Origin of the sequence: Amycolatopsis dongchuanensis (assembly GCF_039542405.1) — a bacterium.
Taxonomy (GTDB): Bacteria; Actinomycetota; Actinomycetes; order Mycobacteriales; family Pseudonocardiaceae; genus Amycolatopsis_E; species Amycolatopsis_E sacchari.
This window is the reverse complement of record NZ_BAABIB010000095.1, coordinates 38,317-63,296: the sequence shown is the minus strand read 5'-3', so window position 1 is coordinate 63,296 and position 24,980 is coordinate 38,317. Positions and strand designations below refer to the sequence as shown.

Genomic DNA, 24,980 nt, shown 5'->3' with positions numbered 1-24,980 from the left:
TTGTCCCGCATGGCCTGCCGGATCAGCGAACTCGTACTGGACGTCCGTGATCCCGAGCGCCTGGCGGCGTTCTGGTGCGCGGTGCTGGGCTACGTGGAGGTCGGCAGGGAGGACGACGGGAGCATCGAAATCGGCCCGCCGGGCGTCGGGTTCGGCGGGCCGCAGCCGACGCTGGTGCTCAGCCCTTCGGCGGCTCCCAAGCGTGGCAAGCTCCCGCTGCACCTGGACGTGAACCCGACGGACCGTGAGCAGGACGCGGAACTGGAGCGGCTGCTCGCGCTGGGCGCGGTGCGCGCCGACGTGGGCCAGACGGGCACCGAGGAGTGGCACGTGCTCGCCGATCCGGAGGGGAACGAGTTCTGCCTGCTCAAGCGGCGGTTGCCGGCGGTGTGAGGCGCAGCGACACCGCGACGGTCGCGAACAGCGCGGCGCCGGACAGCACCCCGGACACGAGCGCGATGGTCGCCGCGGAGGCGCCTGCCGCGCCGAGCGCGAACCCCGCGAGGCCGAGCACGGTCAGCACCGCGCCGAGCGCGTGGAACCGGCGGAGCCGGAACACGACGGCGAGCCCGAAGAAGTGCACCCCGACGACGAACGCGATCCACGCGACGGCGAGTTCGCTGTGCCGCCACACGCCGTTGATGAGCGCGAGCCCGCCGAACAAGGCGACGGCCTCCGCGAGGACGACGAGCCAGTAACGGCGGTCGGTGAAGCCCTTTCCCTCGTCCGGCCGGGCCGTGACCCCGCGCAGCCCGACGAGCAACCCGACGGCGACGACCGCGGCCGCGATCCGCGACACGAGCGGCCACGGCGAGGGCAGCCCACCACTGTTGACCACGACGAACACCACGCCGAACACGACGGCGACCAACGACCCGACGAGTTGGCCGGGCATCCTCCGGCGGGTGACGTGCATGGGGACCATCTTTGCCCACAGGGGCAGGGGCGCGGGGCGTTTTGGATCAAGAAGCCGGGGTGGCCCGTCATGCGCGGGATCGCTTGTCGGACGAGGCTGAAGCCACTGGGATACTCGCGCTCGTGGCGAAGCTGGCGGACGATATCCCCTTTCCGTTTCGTGGACGAGTCGTGTGGCTCACGCCAGAGCAAGGCAGCCGCAGATCGGAACCACCGCGGGCGGACGAGCACGTCGACTACGCGACCACCGCGTTCGTGCCGCCGCAGACGGCCGACTCCGGCCTGGCCTCGTTCGTGCTCCGCAACGTCACCCCGGGTGTGCTGGTCTCGCCAGCCGAAGCGTGCTGGCTCGTCGTCGAGAACACCGGGCCGTACCACATCGAGCCGGGCACGGTGGTCGTGGTCACCGAGGGGTTCAGTCCTGTCGGCTACTTCCACGTCGACGAGGTCAGGGACGCCTAGCCCCGCCGTCAGAACTGGTAGTACAGGAAAGGGCTGAACGTGCCGTTCGCGACCAGGATCGTCGCGTAGGCGAGGCCCGCCGTCATGACCCCGATCCGCAGCGTGGTCGCCGGGCGGGTGCGCGACGACTCCAGCAGCGGGCCCGTCACGGGGTGCGCGGGCAGGGCGAACACCAGCAGCGCGAGCAGGAGGATCACCAGGCGCTGGTTCGTCAGCGCCGCCGACACGACGTCCGTCAGGCCCGCGAAGTCCGGCAGGAACATGTGGCCGATCATCGTCAGCGCCTGCTGCAGGTCCGGCGCCTTGAAGAACACCCACCCGAACACCACGAGCACCAGCGTCAGCAACCGCCGTCCGAGGCGGGGCCAGCGCGCGGCCGGGGTGGTGTCCCAGCCGAACGCGCGCTCGATGATCAGCAGCGCGCCGTGGTAGCACCCCCACACCAGGAACGTCCAGTTCGCGCCGTGCCAGAAACCGGTCAGCACGAACACGATGCACAGGTTCCGGTAGGTCCGCGCCGCGCCCTTCCGGTTGCCGCCGAGCGAGATGTACACGTAGTCCCGGAACCACCGCGACAGCGACATGTGCCACCGCCGCCAGAACTCCGTCACCGTCACCGACGAGTACGGCCGCGCGAAGTTCTCCGGCAGCCGGAACCCGAGCATCCGCCCGAGCCCGATCGCCATGTCCGAGTAACCGGAGAAGTCGAAGAACAACTGCAGCGTGTACCCGACCGCGCCCAGCCACGCGACCCCGAACGTCATCTTGTCCGGCGGCGTCGAGAAGCACGCTTCGACCATCGGGTTCAGCGAGTCGGCGATGATCGTCTTCTTGCACAGGCCCAGCGCGAACCGCGGGAAGCCGGCCGCGATGTCGTCGAGCCGGTGGGACCGCTGCTGGGGGAGCTGGTCCGCGATCTCCCGGTAGCGCACGATCGGCCCGGCCACGAGCTGCGGGAACATCGCGATGTACGTCACGAACGACACCGGGTTCCGCAACGCCCGCCGCTCACCGCGGTAGATGTCGACGACGTACGAGATGTGGTGGAACGTGAAGAACGAGATGCCGATCGGCAGCGCGAGGTGCACGATCGGGAAGTCGCCGCCCAGCAGCCGCGCCAGGAACGCGAACTGCTGCGTCGCGAACCCGGCGTACTTCCAGATCACCAGCATGCCGACGTCGAAGCAGATCACGCCGATCAGCAACCGCTTCCGCCGGGCGGCGCGGACGTCCCACTCGTTCGGTTCGAGCGCGGTGCCCGCGAAGAAGTTGACCACCATGCACGCCAGCAGCAGCAGTGTGAACGCGCCCGCGCCGCTCGCGTAGAAGACGAGGCTCGCGACCGCGACGATGCCGTTGCGCCAGCTCCGCGGCAGCACCAGCACGGCGAGCAGCAACGCCGGCATGAAGTACCACAGGAACAGTGGCGAGACGAACGACATCGGTGCGGAGGCCCCCCATCAGGATCAGCCCGAGAACCTTAACCGACGCACGCCGCGCGCCGGGGTAAAAGGCCTGGACCTCACAGGGATCGGGGGCATCGGCGGGAGGTGGGTGGCTGTGGCTCGGGTGGCCGGGTGTCGGCGGGAGGTGGGGTTGGTGACGGGGGTGCCGGGTTGGCGACGGGAGGCGCGTTTGTTCGCCGGGGGCCGGGCGCGGACGGGAGACGGGGTTAGTGGCTGCGGTGGCCGGGCGTCGGCGGGAGGCGGGGTTTGTTCGCAGGGGCGGAGGGCCGCCCCGGGAGTGACGGGGCGGGAGCCTCGCCCGGGTGGCATTGCCGCGAGCGGAAATCCTGCCTGGGAACGGTGGCGCCCGCCACGAGCGGGAGCACCTGCCGCAGGCGGCGGCGCTGTTGAGGAAACGGCCGGGAGCAAGTGCCTGCCGCCGGGGGGCGGGATTCCCCGCCCGGGATGGCCGCATTTGCTGGAGCGGAAGACCGTCGCCCGGGGCAGCGACCGGCCGCCCTGCCCTCAAGCGTGCGAGCAGGGCGAGGGGCGCCAAGCGCGCGATCCGCCCGAAGCGCGGACCTCGTCACCCGCCGCGAGCCACCGAGCCCCGCCCGGAGCGAAAGCCCTAGATCCGGCCCGCGATCCGCCGCCTGCGGGCGACTTCCGCCAGGAGCACGGCCGCCGCCACCGAGGCGTTCAGCGACTCCACCCCGGCGGCCATCGGGATCGACACCGTCACGTCGCACGTCTCGCGCACCAGCCGGGACAGGCCGCGGCCCTCCGAGCCCAGCACGATGACCAGCGGGTCCGTCGCCAGGTCCATCGAGTCGATGTCCACCGAACCGTCCGCGTCGAGGCCCGCGACCATCAGCCCTTCGCCCGCCCACGCCTTCAGCTGGCGCGTCAGGTTCGTCGCCACCGCGATCGGCATCCGCGCGGCCGTACCGGCGCTCGTGCGCCACGCGACCGCCGTCATCCCGGCGCTGCGCCGCCCCGGCAACAACACGCCGTGCGCCCCGAACGCCGCCGCCGAACGCACCACCGCGCCCAGGTTCCGCGGATCCGTCACGCCGTCGAGCGCGACCAGCAGCGGCGGCTCACCGGAATCGCGGGCGATGGCGAGCAGGTCGTCCGGGTGGGTGTACTCGAACGGCGGAACCTGCAGGCCCAGCCCCTGGTGCACCGCCCGGTTCGTCTTGCGGTCCAGCTCCTCGCGCGGGATCTCCAGTACCGAGATGCCCTTGTCGGCCGCCATCCGCACGGCCTCGTTCACGCGGTCGTCGGCGTCGATGTTCAGCGCCACGTACAGCGTCGTACCCGGTACGCCCGCCCGCAGCGCCTCCACGACGGGGTTGCGCCCGGCGATGATCTCCGGCCCCTCGGCCTTCTTGTCCCGAGCCCGCTCGGCCGCCTTCGCCGCGGCGGCCGCCCGGCGCTGCGCCGGGTGCCCCGGCCGGTTCTCGGCGCGCGGCGTCGGGCCCTTGCCCTCCAGCCCCTTGCGACGCTGCCCGCCGGACCCCTTGACGGCGCCCTTCTTCGTCCCCGGATTGCGGATCGCACCCCGGCGCTTCGAGTTCCCTGCCATAGTTCCTACGCGTCCCTCACAGTCCACATAGGACCATCTGGTGTGTCTTCGACTGAAATCCCGGCCTTGAGCAACCGGTCCCGCACCGCGTCCGCACGCGCGAAGTCACGCGCCGCACGGGCTTCCTGGCGTTCGGCGAGCATGCCGTCCACGAGGTCGGCCAGCGCGTCCCGCGCCGGGCTCTCCGTGCTCGTGCTCTCCGCCCACTCCGGCGCCAGCGGGTCGAGCCCGAGCACGCCCATCATCGCCCGCACCGAACCGGCCGCTTCCCGCGCCGCTTCGTCGTTCCCGCCGTCGAGTGCGGCGTTGCCCTCGCGGACCGCGTTGTGCACCACCGCGACCGCGGCCGGGGTGGACAGGTCGTCGTCCATCGCCGCGGTGAACTCCGGCGCCAGCGCGCCCGGCTCGACCGCGCCCAGCCTGCTCACGGCCCGGCGGAGGAACTGCTCGATCCGCCGGTAGCCCTGCGCCGCCTCGGACAGCGCACCGTCCGAGTACTCGATCGTGGACCGGTAGTGCGGCTGCACGAGGTAGTACCGCAGCTCCACCGGTCGGTAGTTCCGCAGCATCGCCTCGATGGACACGGTGTTGCCCAGCGACTTCGACATCTTCTCGCCCGACAGCGTCACCCAGGCGTTGTGCAGCCAGTACCGCGCGAACGGGTCGCCCGCCGCGTTCGACTGGGCCCGCTCGTTCTCGTGGTGCGGGAACACCAGGTCGACGCCGCCGCCGTGGATGTCGAACTCCGCGCCGAGGTACGTCGTCGCCATCGCCGAGCACTCCAGGTGCCAGCCCGGACGGCCGGGGCCCCAGGGCGTCGGCCACGACGGCTCGCCCGGCTTCGCGCTCTTCCACAGCGTGAAGTCCCGCGGGTCCCGCTTGCCCTCGCCGAGCGACTCGCCCTGCTGCACCTCGTCGAGCTTCTGCCGCGACAGCTCGCCGTACCCCGGGAACGTGCTGACGGCGAAGTACACGTCACCGCCCGCCGCGTACGCGTGCCCGCTGTCGATGAGGCGCTGCATCAGCTCGACCATCTGCGTGATGTGCCCGGTCGCGCGGGGCGCGATCGAGGGCGGCAGGCAGCCGAGCGTGGTGTACGCGTCCTCGAAAGCACGCTCGTGGGTGAACGCCCACTCCCACCACGGGCGGTCCGCGTCGGCGGCCTTGGTGAGGATCTTGTCGTCGATGTCGGTGACGTTGCGCACGAACAGCACGTCCAGTCCACTGTGGACGAGCCAGCGGCGCAGCACGTCGTAGTTCAGCGCACCCCGCACGTGCCCGATGTGCGGAACGCCCTGCACGGTGGCCCCACAGACGTAGACGGACGCCGTCCCACTACGGGCGGGGTGGAACTCCCGCACGCTCCTGGTCGCGGTGTCGAAGAGGTGTAAGGCCACCCCGAAATGGTACGGGCCCCGCCGGGGCGGTGTGCTAGAGCACCCCGTGCGCCCGCAGCGCGGTGACCAGGCCGTCCGTGCGCTCGCTGGTGGGCAGGGGGTCGACCAGCGCGAACGCGCACCCCAGCGCGCGGGCCCCGCCGTCGGCCTCCTCGCTGTCGCCGACCATCAGCGCCTCCTCCGGCGCGACGCCGAGCCGGCCGAGCAGGATCCGGAAGATCTCCGGGTCCGGCTTGATGACGCCCTCCTCGAACGACAGCACGAACTGGTCGACGTACTGGTCGAGGCCGCGCGCGGTGAACGCGGGCCGGATGTCGAAGGCGATGTTGCTGAGCACCCCGACCTTCAGCCCCTTCGCCGCGGTGTCCTTGAGAGCCGTCTCGGTGTCGGGGTACGGCGTCCACTCGTCGGGGTCGATCAGGCGGCTGTACAGCGCCTTGGCCTGCTCGACGCGCGGAACGCCGGACTTGCGCAGCACCTCGAGGTAGATCTTCTCGTGCAGCGCCGGGTCGAGGTCGCGGTTCTCCCAGGCGTGCTGGTACTCCTCCGACAGCTGCACGACCTGCCCGGTGGGAGCGGTCATCCGCCGCATCAGCTCGGCCTGCGCCTCGATGTCGAGCGGGTCGCCGTCGGTGTCGGTGAGGTGGACCAGCCAGCTCTCGTTCTGCTCGAGCCGGAAGAGGGTGCCGGAAAAGTCGAACATCACCGCACGGATCACGCCTCCACCGTAACGGGGCGCCAGCCGCACCGGCAGGAGTTGTGAGCTACTCGGCCGGCAGCAGCAGCGCGCTCGCGACCGCCGCGATCCCCTCGCCGCGGCCGGTCAGGCCGAGCCCGTCGGTGGTGGTGCCGCTGACGCTCACGGGGCCGCCCGCGGCCTTCCCGAGCACGTCCTGCGCCTCCTCGCGGCGCTTGCCGATGCGCGGCGCGTTGCCGATGACCTGCACGGAGGCGTTGCCGAGCCGCCATCCGGCCGCCTCGATCCGCCGCCGCACCTCGGCGACGAACTCCGGCCCGTGCACCCCGGCCCAGCGCGGGTCGCCGGTGCCGAACACCGCGCCGAGGTCGCCCAGGCCCGCGGCGGACAGCATCGCGTCACACAGCGCGTGCGCGGCCACGTCCCCGTCGGAGTGCCCGGCGCACCCGTCCACGCCCTCCCAGAACAGCCCCGCGATCCAGCACTCACGTCCCCGCTCGACCGGGTGCACGTCGACGCCGGTACCGATCCTCACGCCTGCTCCTCGCTCAGCAGTGCCTCCGCGACGGCCACGTCGAACGGCGTCGCGAGCCGGAGCGCGTTCTGGTGCCCGGCGATCGTCCGCACCGTACCGGGGGGTTCGCTGACCGGGTCCACACCCCGTTCACACGCCTCACGCAGCACTTCGGGCGTGCAGCCGAGCGGCCCCTGTACGGTGCGCAGGCGGGCGCGGTCCTCGGTGGCGATGATCACGTCTCGGGAGTCCACGAGCTTGACGGTGTCCGTGACGGGGAGCACCGGAACCGCGGCGGGCGCCCCCGCGAAAACGGTTTCCGCGACCGCACGGATGACCGGGGGCGGCACGAACGCGCGCGCCGCCTCACACAGCAGGACGACGTCGGGGGCCGGGCCGGTCAGGCTGTCGAGCGCCGAGCGGATCGACTCGGCGCGGTGGGGCGAACACGGCAGTACCCGGCACCGTTGCCCGGTACCGGGTACTGCCTGCAGGATTTTTTCGAATGTGACGACTCGCCGCTCGGGGGCGAGGACGACCAGTTGCCCGGCGCAGCCCGCCTCGGCCACGCCACGCACGCAGTGGGCCAGCAACGGCTCACCACGGACGCTGGTGTCCAGCCCCTCGGTGTCGGCGAGAACGAGCGCAGCCGTGATCATCAGCGGATTGTGCCCGACCCCGTGCCGCGCCGTCCGGCTAGACCGTCGCGGTTTCCAGCACCTCGTCGAGGAGGGTCTCCGCCTTGCCCTCGTCGGTGCCCTCCGCCAGGGCGAGTTCACTCACCAGGATCTGCCGAGCCTTGGCCAGCATCCGCTTCTCGCCAGCGGAAAGGCCCCGGTCCTTCTCACGCCGCCAGAGGTCGCGCACCACTTCGGCCACCTTGTTCACGTCGCCCGAGGCGAGCTTCTCGAGGTTGGCCTTGTACCGACGAGACCAGTTGGTGGGCTCTTCGGTGTGGGGAGCACGCAGCACGTCGAAGACGCGGTTCAGACCATCCTGCCCGACGACATCCCGCACGCCGACGATCTCGGCGTTGTCGGCGGGAACGCGAACCGTGAGATCACCCTGGGCGACCTTGAGCACGAGGTACTGCTTCTCCTCGCCCTTGATCACCCGGGTCTCGATGGCTTCGATGAGTGCGGCACCGTGGTGCGGGTAGACGACGGTCTCTCCGACCTTGAAAACCATGTGTCCTCTGCCCCTTTCGCTGACTCCATACTAGCACGCGGCGAGGGGGCCCACCTAGCGGGCCGAGATCGTCCTCGCAGGTCAGGGGCCTGAAGGGGGTTCGGCGGGGGGTTGACAAATCTCCTTTCGGCGTGCTCATGCAGGTGGTCCACCGGTTGATCACGAATCCACTGTGGACGGTTCGCGGCGGCCAGTGGCCACCGGGTTCTGCCGGGTGGAACGGCCCCGGCTAGGCTCCGCATTGGTAACGCGCGGGCTCTAGGAGGGACTGAAGACCGTGAGGCTGCAGAAACGTCGTGTGCTCACCTCGGGCGTACTGGGCCTCGGCGCCGCATTGGCGCTGGCCGGGTGTGGTGCCGGGCAGATCACCCAGACCGACACCATGCTGCCCGCGGTCAACGGTGCGCTCGCCCAGGTCGGCCACATTTCGCTGCGCAACGCGGCCATCGCGAACAGCGACGAGTGCGAGCAGGCGTACGCGCCGGGCTCCACCGCCCCGCTCGTGCTGACGATCGCCAACGACAGCGGCCAGGACGACGAGCTCGTCTCGGTCTCGTCCGCGAACGCGGCCGGCGCGACCATCGACGGCCAGCGGGCGATCGTCGGCGGCAGCACGCTCGTCATCGGCAGGCAGGACGCCGCCGAGGCCGGTGCCGCCTCGCAGGGCTCCACGCCGACCTCCTCGACCTCGCCTTCGTCGTCCCGGCCGGCTTCGTCCTCGGCTTCGGCGTCCTCGTCGGCGTCGGCCCCGACCAGCTCGACCCCGGTGGGCAACGAGGGTGCCGGTATCGGCCGCGCCGTCGTGGAGCTGCAGGGCATCAAGACCGTCGTGTGGCCGGGGCAGACCATGCCGGTCACGTTCGTCTTCCGCAACGCCGGGCCGGTCACCGTCCAGCTGCCCGTCGCGGCGCCGACGAAGACCCTCACCTGCGAGCCGCAGCCGGCGAAGGCCGGCGAGGGTCACTGAGATTGTCGGTACCCCCCGCTAGCGTCTGCGTCCGTGGGCAAGAAGGGCATCAGCTACCGCTGCGGGGAGTGCGGCTACGAGGCCGCGAAATGGGTGGGCCGCTGCCCGGAGTGCCAGGCGTGGGGCACGCTCGAGGAGCGTGGTGACGCCCGGCCCGCGATAGCGCGGGTGGCGGCCGGTGCGCCGAGCGCGCCGGCGCGGCCGATCGGTCAGGTCGACCTGGAGTCCGCGCGGGCGCGGGCCACCGGGGTGCCGGAGCTCGACCGGGTGCTCGGCGGCGGGCTCGTGCCCGGTGCGGTGGTGCTGCTCGCGGGCGAGCCCGGGGTCGGCAAGTCGACGCTGCTGCTCGAGGTCGCGCACCAGTGGGCGGCCTCGGCGGAGCAGCCCGCGCTGTACGTCACGGGCGAGGAGTCGGCCGGTCAGGTGCGGTTGCGCGCCGAGCGGACGGGCAACCTGCACGAGCGCATGTTCCTGGCCGCCGAGAGCGACCTGTCGGCGATCCTGGGGCACGTCGACGCGGTGCGGCCGGGCGTGCTGATCGTCGACTCCGTGCAGACCATGGCGTCCCCGCAGGTCGAAGGGGCGCCCGGCGGGGTGACGCAGGTGCGGGCCGTCACGGCGGGGCTCGTGGCGCTCGCCAAGGAGCGGAACCTGCCGATCGTGCTGGTGGGGCACGTGACGAAGGACGGTTCGGTCGCGGGGCCGCGCGTGCTGGAGCACCTGGTGGACGTGGTGCTGCACTTCGAGGGTGACCGGCATTCCACGCTGCGGCTGGTGCGCGGCGTGAAGAACCGGTTCGGGCCCGCAGACGAGATCGGCTGTTTCGAGCTGCGTGACGACGGGATCGTGGGGGTGCCGGACCCGTCGGGGCTGTTCCTGAACCGGCACGAGGACGCCGTGCCGGGCACCGCGATCACCGTGACCGTCGAGGGCAAGCGGCCGCTGCTGTGCGAGGTGCAGGCGCTGGTGTCGAAGTCGAGCCTGCCGCAGCCGCGGCGTGCCGTGAGCGGGCTGGACTCGGCGCGGGTGGGCATGGTGCTGGCGGTGCTGGAGAAGCGCGGCGGCGTGCGGTTCGGGGAGCAGGACGTCTACGCGGCGACGGTCGGCGGGATGAAGGTGACCGAGCCTGCCGTGGACCTCGCGGTGGTGCTGGCGATCGCCTCGTCGGTGCAGGACGTGGCCCTGTCCCCGCGGCTCGTGTCACTGGGCGAGGTGGGGCTCGCGGGGGAGATCCGCAGGGTGACCGGGGTGGGCCGCAGGCTCGCGGAGGCCGTGCGGCTGGGGTTCACGCACGCCATCGTGCCGCCCGATCCGGGGAAGCTGCCGGACGGCATCCGGGTCCTGGAGGTGGCGACGGTCGCGGAGGCGTTGAACGCTGCGATGAAGGCCTAGGGCAGCTTGGCGGTGTCGATCTCGACCGGGACGGGGCCGGGAGCGGTGACGGTCTCGCCGTTGTCGGCGTGCACCACCTCGACGTACTTCGCGTCCTCGAGCCGGTAGGCGGTGAAGCTGACGGGAGGGTCGAACAACCAGAGGTGCGGGATGCCCACCTGAGCGTAGGCGGCCGTCTTGGTCTCGCGTTCGTCCTGGCTGTTGTCCTGCGACCACACCTCGACCGCCAGGAGCACGTCGCCACGTTCGTACAGCCGGCGGTCCTCGCCGACCTTCACCACCGCGAGGTCGGGGACGAGGACGGTGCGGAAGGGCGTGCTGATCCGCACGGCGACCGCGGGCAGTACCTCCAGGTCACGGCGGCCGACGGCTTGCAGCGAGTCATCGACGGCGCGAGCCAGCCGGAACGACGCCCGTTGGTGAGAGCCCGACGGGCGCGACGGTGCATACAGGTGGCCCAGGAGCAGCTCGAGCCGAGATCTCTCGGCTGCGAGCCATTCCTCGACCGTGGTCGGTCCCAGCACGGGGCCAGCTTCCCGCAGGGGTCCGGCAAGCCCCCGCCGCGGACGCGGCCCGCCGCGGTGAGGCGGGCGCGAGGTGGCCCAGGAGCAGCTCGAGCCGAGATCTCTCGGCGCGAGCCATTCCTCGACCGTGGTCGGTCCCAGCACCGCAGGGGCCCGGCAACCCCCGCCGCGCCTACTGCGCCGCGAGGAGCTTGGCGCAGCGGATGAGGCCGATGTGCGAGTACGCCTGCGGGTGGTTGCCCAGCGAACGCTCCGCGATCGGGTCGTACTGCTCCGGGAGCAGGCCCGTCGGGCCGGCCGCATCGACCATCTGCTCGAACAGTTCCTCCGCCTCGGTGCGGCGGCCCGTCAGCAGGTACGCCTCGATCAGCCACGCGGCACACAGGTGGAACCCGCCCTCACCGCCGGGCAGCCCGTCATCCCTGCGGTAGCGGTACACCGTCGACCCGCTGCGCAGCTCGGCCTCGATCGCGGTCACCGTGGACTGGAAGCGCTCGTCCGACGGGTCGATGAGCCCGGTCAGACCCACGAACAGCGACGCCGCGTCCAGGTCCGTGCCGTCGTACGCCGTGGTGAACGCCTGGACCTCATCGTTCCAGCCGTTCTCCAGCACGTCCCTCGCGATGGTCTCGCGCAGCTCGTGCCAGGCCGCCGGGATCTCCCGCTCGTACACCTCGCCCAGCTTGATCGCGCGGTCGATCGTCACCCAGCACATCACGCGCGAGTACACCCGGTGGCGCGGCACGTGCCGCTCCTCCCAGATGCCGTGGTCCGCCTCCGACCAGCGCCGCGTCACGGCCTCCGCCATCGCGCGCACCATCTGCCAGTCCTGGTCCCGCAGGTCGCCCCTGGCCTCGGCCAGCGCGCACACCAGCTCCACCACCGGGCCGAACACGTCCAGCTGCACCTGGTGGTTCGCCAGGTTCCCGACGCGCACGGGCCGCGAGCCCGCGTACCCCGGCAGGGTGTCGATGACGGCCTCCGCGCCCAGCTGGTTGCCGGACAGGGTGTACAGCGGGTGCAGGCGCTCCGGACCGGCGAGCGTGGACAGGACGCCGTGCAGCCAGTTCAGGTAGCCGTCGGCCTCCTCCAGCGAACCGAGGCCGACGAGCTCGCGGACGGTCATCGCCGCGTCGCGGATCCAGCAGTACCGGTAGTCCCAGTTCCGCACGCCGCCGATCTCCTCCGGCAGCGACGTCGTGGCCGCCGCCAGCACCCCACCGGTGTCGGTGTTGCACAGCCCGCGCAGCGTCAGCGCCGACCGGGCCACCAGCTCCGGCTCCACGTTCGGCAGCTTCAGCGCCGACGCCCACTCGCTCCAGTACCGGCCCGCCTTCGCGCGCCGCTCCACCTCGGGCAGCTCGGCCGGGCCGAGCTCCGTGGTGCCGCACCGCAGTTCCAGCACCACCGGCTGCTCCGGCGTGGGCTGCACCGTCGCCGTCGCGGTGTCGTGCAGGCCGTCGTTGCTGATCTCCCACCGGACACCCGGCGAGCGCAGCACGATCGGCTCGGACGTGCCGACCACGCGCAGGCCGTCCTCCTCCGGCACCAGGCTCACCGGCACCGCACCGAACTCGGGCCGCGGCGCGAACACCACGGTCGCCTCGCTCGCCCCCGAGATCACCCGCACCAGGTCCGTGCGGTGCGCCGGGGTTTCCGGCTCCAGGTAGTCGGTGACCAGCAGCCGCGACCAGCGGGTCTCCACGGTCATGGTGTTGGGCAGGTAGCGCTGGCCCAGCGGCAGCGCGCCGCGCGAGGGCCGGATCGAGAAGTGCCCGGCACCGGCGCCGCCGAGCAGGTCGGCGAACACCGCGGGCGCGTCGGGACCGGGGTGGCACATCCACGTCAGCCGCGCGTCCGGGGTGACCAGCGCGACCGAGCGCTCGTTGGCCAGCATCGACAGCCGCTCGATCGGCGGCGCCTGCTCGCCGTAGAGCCAGTTGCGGCGCTCCTCCAGGATGAACGCGAGCACGGTCGCGACGTCCTCGGTGCCGGGCACGCTGAACGCCGCCAGCGTCTCCCCGTCGCCGACCTTCACGCCGAGGTCAGGGCCGGACAGGCGGGCGAACGCCTTCTCGTCGGTGACGTCGTCGCCGAGGAACACCGCGGCGGTGGCACCGACCTGGTGGCGCAGGGTGTCCAGCGCGCGGCCCTTGTCGGTCTGGACCACCGCCAGCTCCACGACCTCCTTGCCGTCGGTCGTCGTGACACCGTCCCACGTGCACGGTCCGTTGTGGACCGCCTCGAGGATGCGCTGCGCGTCGGTCCGGTCGGCGCGCCGGACGTGCACGGCGATGCTGGCGGGCTTGACCTCCAGCTGCACGCCGGGCGTGCCCGACACCAGCTCGTCCAGCGCCGTCTCCAGCCTCCGGTGCAGTTCACGGGCCTGCGCGTCCAGCGCGTGCACGAACCCGATGTCGAACTCCGAGCCGTGGCTGCCGACGAGGTGCACCTCGGACGGCAGCCGGGACAGGATCGCGAGGTCCCGCAGCGCGCGACCGGAGATCACGGCGGTGGTCGTCTCGTGCAGCCCGGCGAGCGAACGCAGCGCGCCGACGGACTCGGGCAGCGGTCGCGCCTCGTCCGGGTTGGTCACGATCGGAGCCAAGGTCCCGTCGTAGTCGCACGCGACCAGCAGTCGCGGCGTGCGGGCGATCTGCACGATCGCGCGGCGCAGCTCGGCGGGCAGGGACTCGGCGGTCACCACTCCTCCTCGGGGAGTTCAAAGCAGCAATGTCGACAAGTTGGCGGGATTCAGGAAGTCGTCTCGGTTCCGAGCGCTTCCAGGAATGATCGGGCCCACCGGTCTACGTCATGGGTGAGGACCTGGCGCCGCAATGCTCGCATCCGGCGCCTGCCCTCGGCAGGGTCGAGCGTAATGGCCGCCTCCAGCGCGTTCTTCACCCCGTCGAGATCGTGCGGGTTGACGAGGAACGCGCTGGTCAGCTCGGCCGCGGCGCCCGCGAACTCCGACAGCACGAGCGCGCCGCCGAGATCGTGGCGGCAGGCCACGTACTCCTTGCAGACCAGATTCATCCCATCGCGCAGCGGGGTCACGACCATGACGTCGGCAGCGGAGTAGAACGAGGCCAGCTCGGTGCGGCTCACCGACTGGTGCAGGTAGTGCACCACCGGGTGGCCCACGCGCGAGAACTCGCCGTTGATCCGGCCCACCATCTGCTCGATGTCGCTGCGCATCCGCTGGTAGTGCTCGACCCGTTCCCTGCTGGGCGTGGCGAGCTGCACGAAGGTGACGTCTTCCGGTTTGACGCGGCCCTCCTGGAGCAGCTCGTGCAGCGCCTGCAGGCGCAGGTCGATGCCCTTGGTGTAGTCCAGCCGGTCCACGCCCAGCAGCACCGTCTTGGGGTTGCCGAGGTCGTGGCGGATCTGGGCGGCCCGCTCGCTGACCTGTTTGGTGCGCGCGAGGCCGTCCAGTCCGGCGGAGTCGATGGAGATGGGGAAGGCGCCGACGCGGACGGTCCGGTTGCCGACCTGCATCATGCCGGGCCGGGACCGCACGCCGACGGCGCCCCGGCTCGGTTCCAGGCCGACCAGGGTGCGGGCCAGCCACAGGAAGTTCTGCGCGCCGCCGGGCCGGTGGAACCCGACGAGGTCGGCGCCGATGAGCCCGCGCACGATCTCCGCACGCCACGGCAGCTGCATGAACAGCTCGACCGGCGGGAACGGGATGTGCAGGAAGAACCCGATGCGCAGGTCCGGCCGCAGCTCGCGGAGCATGCTCGGCACGAGCTGGAGCTGGTAGTCCTGCACCCACACGGTCGCGCCGCCCGCCGCGACGTCCGCGGCCGCCTCGGCGAACCGGCGGTTGACCTTGACGTAGCTCTCCCACCAGCCGCGGTCGAACACCGGCCGCTCGACGACGTCGTGGTAGAGCGGCCACAGCGTCGCGTTCGAGAAGCCCTCGTAGTAGTCGCGGACGTCGTCGGCGGTCAGCGTGACGGGGTAGAGCACCATGCCCTCGTCGCTGAACGGGTCCACCTCGACGCCGGGCACCCCGGGCCAGCCGACCCACGCCCCCTTGCGGGACCGCAGGAACGGCTCGAGCGCGGAGACCAGGCCGCCGGGGCTCGCCGTCCACCGCTGCGACCCGTCGGGGCCCCTTTCGAGGTCGACGGGCAGCCGGTTGGCGACGACGACGAAGTCCGCCGAGCCGTTCCCGATCTCCTGCTCACTCACGCTTCGTGCTCCCTTGCTCTTCGGGCGCGGCGCCACGAAAGACTATCCCGTGACCGGCGACCAAGATCGACCGCGCGGTGCCGGAGGTGCTACTCCAGCCGTCCTTCCGACGGGCGCAACGGTCCGGCCATCCGCGGGCCCGCAAGCTTGCGCTCAAGCCTGCCCAGCCCGGTGCGGACCGGCTGGGCCAGGTACTCACCGAGCACCACGCCCGCCGCCAGCGCCAGTCCGATGGCGACCGCCTTCATCAGGGTAGAGACGTTGCCGTTCGCCTGCGTCGCGAGTTCGTAAAGGCCACGATATGTCGACAGACCGGGCAGGAGCGGCGTGATGCCCGACACCGCGACGACGAGCGGCGTGACGCGCAGCCGCCGCGCGAGCACCCCGCCGCAGAAACCGACGAGCGTCGCCGCGACCGCGGACGAGGTGATGGTGTCGAAGGTCGCGAGCACCATACTCCCGTAGACCCCGGCGCCGATCGCGCCCGCCGCGGCCGCGACCAGCATCGATCGGAGCGTGGCGTAGCTGCCGACGGCGAAGCACGCGGCCGAGCCGGCACCGGCGAGGACGACGACGGGGAGACCGAGCGCGGTCTGGGCCGGGATCTCGGGCACGACCTGGGTGAAGCCGAGGGCTCTGGCGAGGTTCAACGCGAGTGCCACACCGGTGATCAGCCCGGCGCTCATCAACGCGGTTTCCATCGTGCGGCCCGCGGCGGTCACGTTGTAGCCGGTGATGGCGTCCTGCACCGCCGACACGGTCGACAGCCCGGACAGCAGCACGGTGATCGCGGCGGCCGCCACGAGTGTGGAGAACCTGGTGGGCACCAGCCCGGTCTCGACGGCCACGGTCGCGAGCATGGTGGCCACGAGCCCGCCGACGACCTGCTGGAAGAAGAACGGCAGCGCGTACTTGTTGAGCTGGCGGCCGAGCCGGTCGATCAGCGCGGAGATGACGAGCGCGCCGACCGCGATGTCGAAACCACCGCCGATGAGCAGGGTGATGAAGAAGGCCATCCCGCCCCAGGCGAGCGTCGCGACCCAGCGCGGGTACGGGTGCGGGGCGGTCGTGATGCGGTGCAGCTCGGCGTACGCCTCCTCCGCGCCCATGTGGCCGCGGGTGATCTGCCGGACCAGCATCTCGGTCTGGGACAGGCGCGTGTAGTCGAGGCTGCGGGAGCGGACGACCCGCAGCGCGCTGACCGGGTTCATGTCCGTACCCCGGTGGCACGTCACGGTGATGGACGTGAAGATGACGTCGACCTCGCAGTGCGGCAGGCCGAGTGCCGAGGTCAGCGCGAGGATCGTCGCGGTGACGTCGGAGGCGCCCGCGCCGCTGGCCATCTGCACCTCGCCGATGCGCAGGGCCAGGTCGAGGACGAAGTTGACGGTGGCGTCGTCGGGGAGTGCCGGGCCGTGCTCGGCGCCGGTCTCGAGTGCCGGCTGCTCGCCGGTCGGGGCTTCCAGGATGTGCCAGGCCCGCCGCCGGGGCCCGCCTTGCTTGCGCCGGTGCTCTCTTTCGACGTTCTGATCCCGGGGCGCTTCCAGGATGTGCCAGCCACGCCGCCGGACCGCGGCGGTCCGGGCGCGCTGGGTGCTCTTCATGGCCCTTCACCTCCTCGCAGGGGATGTCCCCGGGGACCATCGCCACGGCCATGTCCGCTGTTGCAAGAAAGAAACAGTGGCGTGCGCCACCCTGCCGATCTTCCACACGACGGGTACCCCACGTCACCTGATCGAGACCCCGTCGGCTCGTCCCGGCCGGGTATGCCTCGGGGTGCCAGGGAAGAACAGCGAACCAGAGGAGGGTTCGAAATGGGTTTCTTCGGAGGTGTGTGGGGACTGATCGTGCTGATCGTTTCGGGCCTCGTGTTCGGCCTGATCGCGAAGGCGATCCTGCCCGGTAAGCAGGGCATCCCGCTGTGGCTGACGATCCTGGCGGGGATCGTGGGTGCCTTCCTCGGCAACCTGGTGGCCAGCTGGGTGGGCTACACCAACGCGAACGGTGGCCTGCCGTGGTTCCGCTGGGTCCTGGACATCATCGGATCGGTCGTCGTGGTGGCGATCGCGTCGGCGGTGTACCCGAAGAGGTCGCACAGCGGCACCGGCCGCCGCAGCACCGCGATGGGGCACTAGGTCCTGTTTCAGAAGTGGCGTGCGAGCCGGTGCGGCTAGCGGAACCTGAGGCGGCTCCTCGCTCCGGGATCGCCTCCTCATGACCGCCAGTCACCACGGAGGCGCTGTCCTCGCGAGGAACCACCTCAGAACCCGCGGCGGTGCAAGCTGACGGCCCACAGCAAGCGGCTGACGCCGCTTATGAAACACAACCTAGCCCCCTGACCGGTGGGGTCACCGGCGCGGCCGGTGACCCCACCGGTCACATCTTCGCGGCCGGGTCCGTCAGGGGTGGTGGAAGCACCGACACCTTCGAGGGAGCCGACATGGAAGCCCGTCTGAACCTCTTCGAAAACACCCTCGCCGCCCAGTTCGTGCGGCGGTTCAACAACGCGGTCGCCGTGGCGGAGAACTCGTCCCTGCCCGCCGCGACGCGGGAGCTGGTGAAGATCCGCGCCAGCCAGATCAACGGCTGCGGCTTCTGCACCGACATGCACACCAAGGACGCCGCGCACGCCGGCGAGACCGCGACGAGGCTGAACCTCGTCGCGGCCTGGCGGGAGGCCACGGTCTTCACCGAGGCCGAGCGCGCCGCGCTGGAGCTGGCGGAGCAGGGCACGCGCATCGCCGACGCGGCGGGCGGCGTCAGCGACGACGCGTGGGCCAACGCCGCGAAGCACTACGACGAGGAGCAGCTCGGCGCGCTGGTGGCCCTGATCGCGACGATCAACGCGTACAACCGGCTGAACGTCATCATCCGGCAGCCCGCGGGCAGCTACGAGGTCGGGATGTTCGGCTAGACCTTCCCCGCCGCCTGGAGTTCGGCTGTCGTCACCCAGTTGCCGTGGAGGCCGTAGGGCACGCGGATCGGCAGCTTCACCGTCGCCACCGGTGGGGCGTCGATCCGCTGCGCGTCGAGGATCAGCAGGTCGCTGCGCATCTCGTCGTGGCGGCCCACCACGGCCAGCACGTAACCCTTGCCCTGTGCGGCGTCCGCGTGCGCGGGCACGAACAGCGGCTCGCCGACCGACGACGCGTCACCGACGTAGTGGGACGTCGTGCGCTTGCGGGCGAGGTCCACGGCGCCGATCCACCGGAACCCGCCGCCCGGCCGCGGCTCGCCCGGCACCTCGTACAGGCCCAGCACGCCCCAGGAGTAGGGCAGCGTCTCGAACCGGTCGTCCATGCGCGGGAACTCCCCGGCATGGGCGGTCAGCCGTTCCTCGGTGAACGTCGCCGAGTCGCCCAGGGTGTCCATCGTCCAGCGGGACAGGTAGCCCTTGGTCTTCTCGGGGTCCACGGGCGCGCCCGACAGATCCGGGAAGAACGGGAAGTAGTTCGTCTCCGAAACCGGGGTGTCGACGTGGATGTGCCGCCCGTCGTCGTAAGCACCGAGGATGTGGCTGGCGAACCGCGTGCTGCCGCGGTACCAGCGCAGGTCCTCGACGCCGCCCTTGCGCGGCAGCACGCCGAGGAACACGTCCTTTTCCGGGTCCCACGCGAACAACGGCAGGCCCTGCCGCAGCCTGCCCAGGTCCGACACGAGCGGGATGATCGGGAACACGACGAAGTTCTGCGTCACCGCGAAGTCGTGCACCATGCTCGGATACGGGGCCTGGAACCAGGTTTCGTGCACGAGGTTCCCGGCGGGGTCGGCCTCGTAGTACACGATGTCCGGCGTGCCTTCACCTTTCGCCGCGTAACCGAAGAACACCATTTCGCCCGTGCGCGGGTCGAATTTCGGGTGCGCGGTGGAGGTCTGCGACGTGAGTGCGCCGTCGAAGGTGTGGACGCCCACCGTGTCCAGCGTCAGCGGGTCGATCTCGATCGGCGGACTGTCCTCTTTGGACGCCAGTAGTCGCCCGCCGTGCCAGAACACGTTGGTGTTGGCCAAGGTCCGGTTCATCCCCGCGACGGACGGGTCGTCGGTGTAGGCGTTGCGGTACGCGCCGAACAACGCGCGGCGTGCGCTCCGCTCCGCCTGGAACCGCGGCGTGCGCACGTAACGGCTTTTGAAGTCGACGTGTCCCTTCGAGAAGCGGAACGACGTGACCATGCCGTCGGCATTGAAGGGGATGTCATTCGGCACGAACGACGGGTACTGCCGGTCGCACACCACGCGGTAGTACGTGCCGTCGAGTTGTTCGGGTACTTCGCCTTGTGCCACTTCGAGGTCGTAGATGTCGGCCTCGACCCGCATCGGCGCGTTGAAGTTCATGACCGCTTTCCCGTCACGGGGTGCGGGTAGTGGAACGGGACCACGTCGGTCGCGGGGAAGAACTCGAAGCCCTCCACCAGTTCGTCGGGGCCGAGCGGGTCGTCGGGGTAGGTCCTGGTGGCGATCATCGCGTTGAGCGGCGGGGTGTGTGCCCAGCCCTTGGTGTACTCGGCGTGCCAGAACGGGAAGTAGCCGAGGCGCTTGATCTTCCAGACGCCGTCGTCCAGCACGTACCGGTTCTCGTAGAGGCCGCCCTCCCACCACTGCTCGAACGACGTGCGGCCCCGCAGTTCCGGTGCGGACTCGTGGATCCCGGCCTGCATGAGCGCGCGGATGCGGGCGCAGGCGGTCCGGCCGTCGGGGGACACCGTCACGACGTCCTGCATCATGATGTGCTCCAACAGGAATCCGCGGAGCGGGCCGTTGTGGCCGTGGGTGAAGCGCTCGCGGAACCGGTGCAGGTACAGCCGTTCGACCCCGGCGCGGCCCTGGTACACACCGCCCGCGAACACCACCTCCCCGTCGTCGCTGAAGAGGTCCACGACCTCCTGGTACAGGCATTTGTCCAGGTAGTAGCCGTACTTGTGGTGCAGGGTGCGGATCGCCGACGCCGCTTCGAGCGTGCGCACGCGCTCCGCCAGCTCCGCCACCGTGCGCCGTAGTTCCGCGGCCTCCGTCGTCTCCTCGGTGCTCGACACGCCGATCTCCTTCGATCCGGTGCTCCTGGGCTCCACGACAGCGCGGGCGGGCACCGGCGGACAAGCGTGTGCGCGGACGTTCCCCTATGCGGAAGGGTGCACCGGGATCCCGCCACGCAGCTGCGTCTGCACGGTGTTCGCGGCGTGCAGCAGGGGTTCGACGTACGGGGCGATCTCGGCGCGCGTGCCGACGTGGGCGGCGGACGCGGCGAGCGCCAGCGCGGCGACGGGCTCGCCGCTGCCGAGCAGGATCGGCGCGCCGAGACCGGTCACCGCGCGGTCGCACTCACCGAGGCTGACCGCCCAGCCGCGGGCGCGGACCTGGGCCAGTTCGCGCAGGAGGTCGTCCCAGCAGGTCAGGGAGCGGTCGGTGAGGCGCTCCAGGCGGCGGCCGGGGTAGCGGCGGGCCAGGTCGCCGGGCGGGTGGAAGGCGAGCATCGCCTTGCCGCCGGAGGCGCAGTGCGCGGGCAGCACGCGCCCGAGCCGGGCGGCGGCGCGGCGTGGCCCGGTGCCTTCGAGGGACTGCACGAACCGGGCGCGGCGGCCCTCCAGCACCAGCAGGCTCGCGGTGAGGCCCGTCCGGTCCCGCAGGTCGGCGAGCGCGGCCGCACCGGCCTCACGCAGGGTGACCGGCGAGGTGACGCTCAGGGTGAGCTCGTGCATCGCCTTGCCGGGGCGGTAGGGCCCGCCCGCGTGGTCCTGCCGGGCGAACCCCGCGGCGACGCAGTTGGTGAGCACGCGGTGGGCGGTCGACGGTGCGACAGCCAGCTCGCGCGCCAGCTCGGTCACGGTGAGCGAGCCGCGGGCGGCCAGCAGCCGCACGGCGTGCAGTGCCATCCGGGCGGAGTTCATCGCCCTGGCCTCCTTCCCCGGCGCCTGGGGAAAGCGTTCCGCGCCCCGGGGGTGCCGCGCAAGGAGCCGCCCGTCAGGTGGTAGGGGTATCATCGGCTCGGCCTCGGGGCCATCGGCCGGCATAGCTCAGTTGGTAGAGCGCTTGCCTTGTAAGCAAGATGTCAGGGGTTCGAGTCCCCTTGCCGGCTCTCGGGAAGGGGCGGCGGAGTTCCCTTCACGAGGTCGACTCCGCCGCCTCCTGCTCATTCCGGGGTCACGCCGTCGTCTTCGGGCGGCGGCGCAGCGCGTAGCCGCCACCGAGCAGCGCGAGCGCACCACCGCCGACCGCCACGGACACCAGCGGCACCACCTCGGTCGTGACCTCGTTGGAGGTGTCGTTGCCCGGGTTGCCGTCGACCTCGTTGGACTTGACCGCCGCGGTGTTGAAGAGCGTCTGCACACTGCCGTCGGCGACGCCGGACACCGTGATCACCGCGCGCTCGTTGAACGCCAGCGGACCGCCGGTGCACGTCAGCGCCTGGCCCGTGACCGTGCAGCCCGGCGTGCTCGTGGTGACGCCGGTCAGCCCCGCCGGGAGCTGGTCGGTGACGGTGTAGCCGGTCGAGTCACCGGGACCGTTGTTGGAGACGATCAGCGTGTACGTCACCGGTTCGCCGACGCCGGCCGTCGCCGGGCCCGCCTTCACGATGGACAGGTCGGTCTGCTTGGCCGTGTTGGTGACGGTGCAGGAGATGTCGTCGCCCGGCTGCGGGGAGACCGCCACGCTGGTGCCGGTACCGGTGGGCAGGGACGTGGTGCTGCCGGCGGTGGCGTTGGTGCAGGACCACGACTGGTCGTAGTTCGCCAGCGAGCTGCCCGCGCTCGCCGCCTCGCTCAGCGTGAAGCTCTGCCCCGCCGTCCGCGGCATGGCGGTCAACGGGCCCGTGGTGGCGGTGTCCGCGCCACCGGTGGTCGCCGTCCCGACCGTGGTGCCTTCGGGCGAGGTGACCGCGAGGTCGAACGAATCGGCCGGGAGGCGCCGGTCGACCACCTGCTTGTTCAGCGTCACCTTGGCGGTCTGGACCGCGAAGGCGACCGCCTCGACACCCGTGGTGCTGTCGAGCCTGGCCGAGAACGTCGTCGCGCCGACCGACTTGACCGCGAGCGTGCCGTACGGGGCGCTCAGTCCCGTTCCGGTGCAGGACACCGTGGTCGTGCCGAACCCCGTCGCGGTGCTCGCCTGGCACCCGTTCGCCGCGGCGACGGACCCGAGCTGGGTGATCGGCGCGTTCGAGGTCCACGTGATGCGTTCGGTGTCGGCCGTGATCTCGGCGTCCCCGCTGGCGATCGCGTAGCCGCTGACCTGGGCGCCCGCCGAGTCCCGGACCACGATGTTCCGCAGGGTCACGGTGTTGGAGAAGCTGGCGGCGGCGGTGTTCGCCAGCGCCGCGTTCCCGGGCAGGCCGGGGTACAGCTGGTCCCCGAGCGGGCGGCCGGTGGCGGGACGGGACGCGAACGCGACCGAGGGGTTCGAGCCGACCGGGCGCTTGATGACGTTGAACGTCATCGTGTACCCGCCGGGCAGGGTCACCGTCATGTTCTGCCCGGCGGTGGACGAGGCGGCGGTGTCGTTGTAGGCGCTCATGTCCAGCCAGCACAACGTGCTCGCGGCCGGTCCGCTGGTGGCGTAACCGCAGCCCACCGGGTTGTCGGCGGCCGAGGCCGTCGTGGCGCCGCCCACGACGGCCAGCGCCGCGATCCCCGCCACCGAGGCGAGGCTGCCGAACCTCGCGGCGGTTCTCCGGATCCTGCTGGTTTTCGGTGTTCGAGGCATCGGTTCTCTCCACAAGTCGGATTCGTGTCCGGTCCGGTGAAGAGGACTGAGGGCCTTGCTGCGGCCTGTCGCCATCCGTCAGGAGGGGCTACTCCGGTTGAGGGAGGCCCGAAAACGGCCTACCTCAAGCGTTCACGTACGCCAGCACGGCCAGCACCCGCCGGTGCCCGCTGTCCGTCGGCGGCAGGTCGAGTTTCCGGAAGATGTTCCCGATGTGCTTGGTCACCGCGCGCTCGGTCACCACCAGCTGCCGCGCGATCGCCGCGTTGTCGTGGCCCTGCGCCATCAGGTGCAGCACTTCGCGCTCCCGCGCGGTCAGCGCGTCGAGCGGGTCGCGGCGGTTCATCAGCTGTGACACCACCTCCGGGTCGAGCGCGGTGCCCCCGGCGGCGACGCGGTTGAGCGCGTCGAGGAACTCCTCGACCCGGCCGACGCGGTCCTTGAGCAGGTAGCCCACCCCACCCGCGCCGCTCGCGAGCAGCTCGGTGGCGTACGTGTGCTCCACGTACTGCGACAGCACGAGGATCGGCAACCCCGGCAGCAACCGCCTGGCCTCGATCGCGGCTCGCAGCCCCTCGTCGCGGAACGTCGGGGGCATGCGCACGTCCAGCACGGCGATGTCCGGCCGGTGCTCCAGCAGCAGCGGCACGATCTCCGGACCGTTCGCCGCGTTGCCGACCACCTCGTGCCCGGCGGTGCGGACCAGCAGGGAGATGCCCTCCCGCAGCAGCGCGTTGTCCTCCGCGATCACTATCCGCACGGCAGCAGCACCTCGATCGTCGTTCCTTCGCCGGCAGGGCTTTCGATGCGGGCCGTGCCGTCGAGCGCGGCGACCCGGCGGCGGATGCCGAGCAGCCCACTCCCGTCGCCCTCGGTCGCGCCGCCCTGCCCGTCGTCGCGGACCACCACCCGCAGGTTCGGCCCGTCGCGCTCGACCGTGACCTCCGCGTGCTGAGCCGAGCTGTGCTTGGTCACGTTGGTCAGCGATTCGGCGACCACGAAGTACGCCGCCGCCTCGATCGGCGCGGGCGGGCGCGGCAGGTCCTCGGGGATGTGCACGGCGACCGGGACGCGCTGCCCGCTCGCCAGCGCGTGCACGGCCCCGCCGAGCCCGCGGTCGGCGAGGATCGGCGGGTAGATGCCGCGGATGACGCCCCGCAGGTTGCCCAGCGAGTCCTCGATCCCGGACTGCGCGTCGTTCAGCAGCGACCGCGCGGTGTCGGGGTCGGCGGCCAGCGCGCGCTCCGCGAGCCCGAGCCGCACCGCGACGGCCACGAGCTGCGCCTGGATCCCGTCGTGCAGGTCCCGCTCGATGCGGCGCAGCTCGGCGCCGTGCGACTCCAGCGCCTCGGTGCGGGTCTCGGTGAGCCGTTCGACCTGCTGGACCAGGAGGTCGTGGTCGGTGGGGCCGAGCAGCGTGCGTGTCGTCCACTCCTGGGCGCGCGCCGCGAGGGGCACGAGCCAGTACAGGATGGCGGCGTAGCACGCGGCCTGGACGAACGGCAGCGTCAGCGCCTGCGGCCACGTCCTGACGTCCACGAAGAGCGCCGTCACCCCGTCCGGCACCAGCCACCAATACAGCGGGGTGGTGACGCTGCTCAGGATCGCGGGCCACAGCGCGACCGCGAGGATGCCGGCGGCAAGCCCGGTGACCCCGTGCACCACGAGCCACGCCACGTCCCGCCACGTCGCGGGATCGCGCAGGGGAGCGATCCGCCGGTAGGGCGCGGGAATGCCGCGCCGGTTCCGTTCGAGCCCTGTCACGTACCGCAGGGGCTCCGCCGCGGTGGGCAGCACCGGCAGGAGGAGCACCGACACCGGCACCACGGCCAGCGACAGCAGCGCGGGCAGCGCGGTCCGCAGCGCACCGGCGAGCGCGCCCGTCGCGTCGGCGCTGCGCCTGATCGCTGCCTTCAAGGCCACCCCCCGCACGCTGCGGAACTCTACTGCGCACACCCGCCGGGGTGTACCTGGCTACACCCCCGGTCCGGGAGCTGGA

Annotated in this window: 24 protein-coding genes and 1 tRNA gene; 7 read left to right on the top strand and 18 right to left on the bottom strand. The window is 71.5% G+C overall.

The window, feature by feature from the left end; translation table 11 throughout:
• The first annotated feature begins 9 nt into the window (after window positions 1–9).
• Window positions 10–393: a VOC family protein gene (locus ABFX51_RS26255; RefSeq protein ID WP_091514467.1), complete on the top strand. Its 384-nt coding sequence runs from the start codon at window positions 10–12 to the stop codon at window positions 391–393.
• Here the strand turns inward: ABFX51_RS26255 and ABFX51_RS26250 are convergent.
• On the bottom strand, window positions 368–916 hold the full coding sequence (locus ABFX51_RS26250) for a hypothetical protein (protein WP_346055205.1): 549 nt from the start codon (window positions 914–916) through the stop codon (window positions 368–370). The two genes, ABFX51_RS26255 and ABFX51_RS26250, sit on opposite strands and share 26 nt — an antisense overlap.
• A gap of 170 nt (window positions 917–1,086) precedes the next feature.
• On the opposite strand from ABFX51_RS26250, the gene ABFX51_RS26245 reads away from it, so the two are divergent.
• Window positions 1,087–1,377, top strand: coding sequence for a hypothetical protein (locus ABFX51_RS26245; protein ID WP_346055204.1), 291 nt, complete (start codon window positions 1,087–1,089; stop codon window positions 1,375–1,377).
• Window positions 1,378–1,385: 8 nt separating this feature from the next.
• On the opposite strand, the gene ABFX51_RS26240 is transcribed toward ABFX51_RS26245, so the two are convergent.
• From ABFX51_RS26240 to ABFX51_RS26210, 7 genes are all read right to left on the bottom strand, one after another.
• On the bottom strand, window positions 1,386–2,819 hold the full coding sequence (locus ABFX51_RS26240; protein WP_091514460.1) for an MBOAT family O-acyltransferase: 1,434 nt from the start codon (window positions 2,817–2,819) through the stop codon (window positions 1,386–1,388).
• 631 nt (window positions 2,820–3,450) lie between these two features.
• Complete coding sequence (rlmB, locus tag ABFX51_RS26235; protein ID WP_091514457.1) at window positions 3,451–4,410, bottom strand: 23S rRNA (guanosine(2251)-2'-O)-methyltransferase RlmB; 960 nt, start codon at window positions 4,408–4,410, stop codon at window positions 3,451–3,453.
• Window positions 4,411–4,415: 5 nt separating this feature from the next.
• A complete protein-coding gene (gene cysS, locus ABFX51_RS26230) occupies window positions 4,416–5,807 on the bottom strand; it encodes a cysteine--tRNA ligase (protein ID WP_091514455.1) in 1,392 nt (463 codons plus the stop codon).
• A gap of 34 nt (window positions 5,808–5,841) precedes the next feature.
• Entirely contained in the window at window positions 5,842–6,510 is a 669-nt protein-coding gene (locus tag ABFX51_RS26225; protein ID WP_091514549.1) for an HAD family hydrolase, read from the bottom strand.
• A gap of 61 nt (window positions 6,511–6,571) precedes the next feature.
• On the bottom strand, window positions 6,572–7,039 hold the full coding sequence (gene ispF, locus ABFX51_RS26220; RefSeq protein ID WP_091514452.1) for a 2-C-methyl-D-erythritol 2,4-cyclodiphosphate synthase: 468 nt from the start codon (window positions 7,037–7,039) through the stop codon (window positions 6,572–6,574).
• A complete protein-coding gene (locus tag ABFX51_RS26215; RefSeq protein ID WP_091514451.1) occupies window positions 7,036–7,677 on the bottom strand; it encodes an IspD/TarI family cytidylyltransferase in 642 nt (213 codons plus the stop codon). The genes ispF and ABFX51_RS26215 overlap by 4 nt, the downstream gene beginning before the upstream one ends.
• A gap of 37 nt (window positions 7,678–7,714) precedes the next feature.
• The gene (locus ABFX51_RS26210; RefSeq protein ID WP_017985377.1) at window positions 7,715–8,206 is read right to left on the bottom strand and encodes a CarD family transcriptional regulator; all 492 of its coding nucleotides are present in this window, start codon (window positions 8,204–8,206) and stop codon (window positions 7,715–7,717) included.
• A gap of 277 nt (window positions 8,207–8,483) precedes the next feature.
• Here ABFX51_RS26210 and ABFX51_RS26205 point away from each other — a divergent pair, with 277 nt between their 5' ends.
• Entirely contained in the window at window positions 8,484–9,173 is a 690-nt protein-coding gene (locus tag ABFX51_RS26205; RefSeq protein WP_091514448.1) for a hypothetical protein, read from the top strand.
• A 33-nt stretch (window positions 9,174–9,206) separates the two neighbouring features.
• The gene (gene radA, locus ABFX51_RS26200; protein ID WP_091514445.1) at window positions 9,207–10,565 is read left to right on the top strand and encodes a DNA repair protein RadA; all 1,359 of its coding nucleotides are present in this window, start codon (window positions 9,207–9,209) and stop codon (window positions 10,563–10,565) included.
• Here the strand turns inward: radA and ABFX51_RS26195 are convergent.
• From ABFX51_RS26195 to ABFX51_RS26180, 4 genes are all read right to left on the bottom strand, one after another.
• Window positions 10,562–11,089, bottom strand: coding sequence for a Uma2 family endonuclease (locus ABFX51_RS26195; protein WP_177228934.1), 528 nt, complete (start codon window positions 11,087–11,089; stop codon window positions 10,562–10,564). The genes radA and ABFX51_RS26195 overlap by 4 nt on opposite strands.
• Window positions 11,090–11,261: 172 nt before the next feature.
• Window positions 11,262–13,793, bottom strand: a complete 2,532-nt coding sequence (otsB, locus tag ABFX51_RS26190; protein ID WP_346055203.1) for a trehalose-phosphatase — start codon at window positions 13,791–13,793, stop codon at window positions 11,262–11,264.
• Window positions 13,794–13,843: 50 nt separating this feature from the next.
• The gene (locus tag ABFX51_RS26185; protein WP_091514441.1) at window positions 13,844–15,286 is read right to left on the bottom strand and encodes an alpha,alpha-trehalose-phosphate synthase (UDP-forming); all 1,443 of its coding nucleotides are present in this window, start codon (window positions 15,284–15,286) and stop codon (window positions 13,844–13,846) included.
• Between the two features lie 89 nt (window positions 15,287–15,375).
• Window positions 15,376–16,890, bottom strand: a complete 1,515-nt coding sequence (locus tag ABFX51_RS26180) for a threonine/serine exporter family protein (RefSeq protein WP_091514439.1) — start codon at window positions 16,888–16,890, stop codon at window positions 15,376–15,378.
• 210 nt (window positions 16,891–17,100) lie between these two features.
• Here ABFX51_RS26180 and ABFX51_RS26175 point away from each other — a divergent pair, with 210 nt between their 5' ends.
• Both ABFX51_RS26175 and ABFX51_RS26170 read left to right on the top strand, forming a co-directional pair.
• Window positions 17,101–17,421, top strand: coding sequence for a GlsB/YeaQ/YmgE family stress response membrane protein (locus ABFX51_RS26175; RefSeq protein ID WP_091514436.1), 321 nt, complete (start codon window positions 17,101–17,103; stop codon window positions 17,419–17,421).
• A 305-nt stretch (window positions 17,422–17,726) separates the two neighbouring features.
• Window positions 17,727–18,200: a carboxymuconolactone decarboxylase family protein gene (locus tag ABFX51_RS26170; RefSeq protein WP_346055202.1), complete on the top strand. Its 474-nt coding sequence runs from the start codon at window positions 17,727–17,729 to the stop codon at window positions 18,198–18,200.
• Here the strand turns inward: ABFX51_RS26170 and ABFX51_RS26165 are convergent.
• The 3 genes from ABFX51_RS26165 to ABFX51_RS26155 all read right to left on the bottom strand — a co-directional run bounded on the left by ABFX51_RS26165 (window position 18,197) and on the right by ABFX51_RS26155 (window position 21,168).
• Window positions 18,197–19,618, bottom strand: a complete 1,422-nt coding sequence (locus tag ABFX51_RS26165) for a carotenoid oxygenase family protein (protein WP_091514432.1) — start codon at window positions 19,616–19,618, stop codon at window positions 18,197–18,199. The two genes, ABFX51_RS26170 and ABFX51_RS26165, sit on opposite strands and share 4 nt — an antisense overlap.
• Window positions 19,615–20,316 carry a nuclear transport factor 2 family protein gene (locus tag ABFX51_RS26160; protein ID WP_177228932.1) on the bottom strand — a complete coding sequence of 234 codons (702 nt, stop codon included), beginning with the start codon at window positions 20,314–20,316 and terminating at the stop codon, window positions 19,615–19,617. Before ABFX51_RS26160 ends, ABFX51_RS26165 begins: the two co-directional genes overlap by 4 nt.
• Window positions 20,317–20,400: 84 nt before the next feature.
• A complete protein-coding gene (locus tag ABFX51_RS26155; RefSeq protein ID WP_346055201.1) occupies window positions 20,401–21,168 on the bottom strand; it encodes an IclR family transcriptional regulator in 768 nt (255 codons plus the stop codon).
• 115 nt (window positions 21,169–21,283) lie between these two features.
• Here ABFX51_RS26155 and ABFX51_RS26150 point away from each other — a divergent pair.
• Window positions 21,284–21,356, top strand: a tRNA-Thr gene (locus tag ABFX51_RS26150).
• A 65-nt stretch (window positions 21,357–21,421) separates the two neighbouring features.
• Here the strand turns inward: ABFX51_RS26150 and ABFX51_RS26145 are convergent.
• The 3 genes from ABFX51_RS26145 to ABFX51_RS26135 all read right to left on the bottom strand — a co-directional run bounded on the left by ABFX51_RS26145 (window position 21,422) and on the right by ABFX51_RS26135 (window position 24,904).
• Window positions 21,422–22,915 carry a DUF11 domain-containing protein gene (locus tag ABFX51_RS26145; protein ID WP_245783337.1) on the bottom strand — a complete coding sequence of 498 codons (1,494 nt, stop codon included), beginning with the start codon at window positions 22,913–22,915 and terminating at the stop codon, window positions 21,422–21,424.
• A gap of 190 nt (window positions 22,916–23,105) precedes the next feature.
• Complete coding sequence (locus tag ABFX51_RS26140) at window positions 23,106–23,741, bottom strand: response regulator transcription factor (protein ID WP_177228930.1); 636 nt, start codon at window positions 23,739–23,741, stop codon at window positions 23,106–23,108.
• A complete protein-coding gene (locus ABFX51_RS26135) occupies window positions 23,732–24,904 on the bottom strand; it encodes a sensor histidine kinase (RefSeq protein WP_245783336.1) in 1,173 nt (390 codons plus the stop codon). Before ABFX51_RS26135 ends, ABFX51_RS26140 begins: the two co-directional genes overlap by 10 nt.
• Window positions 24,905–24,980: the final 76 nt, after the last annotated feature.

What these genes read in the sequence shown, in the direction of transcription:
- ABFX51_RS26255 (WP_091514467.1), top strand. Translation starts at nt 10, where the DNA reads ATGGCCTGCCGGATCAGCGAACTCGTACTGGACGTCCGTGATCCCGAG.
- ABFX51_RS26250 (WP_346055205.1), bottom strand. Translation starts at nt 916, where the DNA reads ATGCACGTCACCCGCCGGAGGATGCCCGGCCAACTCGTCGGGTCGTTG.
- ABFX51_RS26240 (WP_091514460.1), bottom strand. Translation starts at nt 2,819, where the DNA reads ATGTCGTTCGTCTCGCCACTGTTCCTGTGGTACTTCATGCCGGCGTTG.
- rlmB (WP_091514457.1), bottom strand. Translation starts at nt 4,410, where the DNA reads ATGGCAGGGAACTCGAAGCGCCGGGGTGCGATCCGCAATCCGGGGACG.
- ABFX51_RS26225 (WP_091514549.1), bottom strand. Translation starts at nt 6,510, where the DNA reads ATGTTCGACTTTTCCGGCACCCTCTTCCGGCTCGAGCAGAACGAGAGC.
- ABFX51_RS26215 (WP_091514451.1), bottom strand. Translation starts at nt 7,677, where the DNA reads ATGATCACGGCTGCGCTCGTTCTCGCCGACACCGAGGGGCTGGACACC.
- ABFX51_RS26210 (WP_017985377.1), bottom strand. Translation starts at nt 8,206, where the DNA reads ATGGTTTTCAAGGTCGGAGAGACCGTCGTCTACCCGCACCACGGTGCC.
- ABFX51_RS26180 (WP_091514439.1), bottom strand. Translation starts at nt 16,890, where the DNA reads ATGAAGAGCACCCAGCGCGCCCGGACCGCCGCGGTCCGGCGGCGTGGC.
- ABFX51_RS26175 (WP_091514436.1), top strand. Translation starts at nt 17,101, where the DNA reads ATGGGTTTCTTCGGAGGTGTGTGGGGACTGATCGTGCTGATCGTTTCG.
- ABFX51_RS26170 (WP_346055202.1), top strand. Translation starts at nt 17,727, where the DNA reads ATGGAAGCCCGTCTGAACCTCTTCGAAAACACCCTCGCCGCCCAGTTC.
- ABFX51_RS26165 (WP_091514432.1), bottom strand. Translation starts at nt 19,618, where the DNA reads ATGAACTTCAACGCGCCGATGCGGGTCGAGGCCGACATCTACGACCTC.
- ABFX51_RS26155 (WP_346055201.1), bottom strand. Translation starts at nt 21,168, where the DNA reads ATGAACTCCGCCCGGATGGCACTGCACGCCGTGCGGCTGCTGGCCGCC.